The organism is Microbulbifer variabilis ATCC 700307 (genome assembly GCF_000380565.1).
In the GTDB taxonomy this organism is placed as follows: domain Bacteria; phylum Pseudomonadota; class Gammaproteobacteria; order Pseudomonadales; family Cellvibrionaceae; genus Microbulbifer; species Microbulbifer variabilis.
In genome coordinates, this window is sequence record NZ_AQYJ01000001.1 from 1 (window position 1) to 1,370 (window position 1,370).

At 51.8% G+C, this 1,370-nt stretch carries 3 protein-coding genes; all 3 read right to left on the minus strand.

Annotation, left to right across the window (positions count from 1 at the left end; translation table 11 throughout):
* Positions 1-569: phage portal protein (locus tag G367_RS0100005; protein WP_020411044.1), on the minus strand; the 569-nt coding region annotated here is incomplete at its 3' end.
* Positions 569-784, minus strand: a complete 216-nt coding sequence (locus G367_RS0100010) for a DUF6148 family protein (protein WP_020411045.1) — start codon at positions 782-784, stop codon at positions 569-571. The genes G367_RS0100005 and G367_RS0100010, both read right to left, overlap by 1 nt.
* Positions 785-1,370 (minus strand): terminase gpA endonuclease subunit (locus tag G367_RS0100015; RefSeq protein WP_211214854.1); only part of this gene is annotated, 586 nt, incomplete at its 5' end. It abuts the gene before it with no gap.

The following is a 1,370-nucleotide window of genomic DNA, read 5'->3' on the forward strand; positions in this document are numbered from 1 at the left end:
ATGCGCTTGCTGGGATCGTTGTAATCCACCGGCAGGAAATCCGGTTCCAGGCATTCGATGGTGTAAGGCACCTGGGTGCGATGCTTTAAGCCGGGCACCGTGCCCTGTAGATGCCTTAACAAAGTTTCGCCATCGCGCAGCCAGGTATTACAAAGAAGCCGCTGAGACTTGCCCCAACTGAATTGCCGGGTGCATTCCGGGCGCCGCGCCCATTCTTTATGGGCATCATTCATTTGGCTGGCGAGACCTTCATGGATATCGCCATCCCAAGTCTTGGGTTGGAACTCCACATCAATACCGCGTGGGCCGACAATGTTGTTCACCAGGGTGGTGAGAATGCCAAAGGCAAAATCGTGGTTTTGCTCCAGGTGCCGGGCCTGGCCGCGCAGCGCTTCCACACTGCCCTCAAGTACCAAATCACCACTACGGTTATCACCGGGGTTTTTTCTCAGTCGGCTTGGCTTTGCAGCTTCATAGGCCGCGGCAATTTCCAAGGCGCGCCGAGCTTGCACACGACGCAAGGCAGCCTCGGGCGAAAAAAAACCGATAACAGAATCTAATTTATTCATTAGCAAAAGTTCGCGTAGGCGGGTCCACGGCGCTTACCGGAAGCCTTTAAATTTTCTTGAATTGCTCGACGCTCCCACTCCTGCCGACCGGCGCGGATCTCCTGCAGGTTCTCCGCAGTAAATTGGCGGCCATTGATTACCGTGGTTTTACCGGCGAGCACGTCTATCTCGGCCTCAATATAGAGGTCGACCATTTCTTGCGGGGTTTTAGACATTTAACTATCCAGTAAGGAGCCAACAGGCTGTGCTGGCCGGAGTGGTTTTCTAGTAGATTGATTGGGTTCTGGGGATTGATCAGGTTCACTAAACAACGTGCGCTGGCCTAGACGCGCCTCAAGAATTGACCATTTTTTCTCAGTCTTTTTTTGCACTTCCATGGCATAGGCCGCGTGTAGGGCATATACCTCGGTATCTAGCCCTTCATTACTCTTTCCAGGTCTTTTCTGCCAAACTTCCCTTCCTGAATATTTTTTGCTTGGGGCTTTTACTTCAGCGGTGACCTGCTCCCAGTAATCCTGACGCACATGCTTGCAGCTATGCATATAGGCGCTGGTGCCTAACAATCGCCTGGCAATAAGATCCTTGGCCTTGTGGGTGCCCACCATGTACAACTTCACTTGATGGCGATCGGCTTTAGTAGTGCGCGTTGGGTTACTAACCTCTGCTTTCCTTGGATGTGAAAATATTTCTTTGCTGCCAAAGTCTCTACTATCGCCCTTAATTGCCATCACTAGGACGCGGCGATATTTTCTTTCTCTAGTTCTTACCCATTCATACACCGCGCCGCTGGTAGTACCATCA

Bases quoted from the DNA above. Each gene is read 5' to 3' on its own strand.
- G367_RS0100010 (WP_020411045.1), bottom strand. From the start codon at position 784: ATGTCTAAAACCCCGCAAGAAATGGTCGACCTCTATATTGAGGCCGAG.